The 558-nt window shown below is 48.6% G+C and carries 1 protein-coding gene; it reads left to right on the forward strand.

Annotation, left to right across the window (positions count from 1 at the left end):
- The coding region (locus tag R7Z50_RS30000) for a hypothetical protein (protein WP_318150085.1) at window positions 1-558 on the forward strand (558 nt) is incomplete at both ends.

The following is a 558-nucleotide window of genomic DNA, read 5'->3' on the forward strand; positions in this document are numbered from 1 at the left end:
AAAGTATTCGATACCGCTTCTATCATCGGTAAGGTGTTCGAAGACCACAATGGTGATGGTTTCCAAGCAGATGCAACCGCGGACGATGTTCTCATCGACATTGACCTTGCGCTAGGTGATTACGTTCCGAACTCGACCTTCATTATCCAAGATGGCGTAGAAACTCAGCTCAAAGATGTGACGGGTAAACTGCAAGGTCAACCTGTAGTGATGTCGAGAATGGATAAAGGCTACGAAGTGGATGAGCTATATGGCTTGTCTCGTAACCGAACGCTTAAGCAGATCAACCAAGTGGCGTTCCAATTCAAAACACGCACTCGCCAAGGCTTCTCATTCAAGGTGACCACCGATAACGGCACGCACATCGAGTTCGACCAACAAGGCAATGCGATTACCAAGCATAAAGGTGATAAGCAAAAAGGCCTGTCGGCAGAGCACATTGATGTGGTGAGAAACCTTTATCGCGACGGGGATGAGTACCTGTGGGAGATCGTCGTTGAGAACAAAGGGCTTTATGAAGACGGTATTCCGGGCATTCGACTGCTTACCGTCGAAGGC

This window comes from Vibrio sp. 1249-1 (assembly GCF_033340495.1).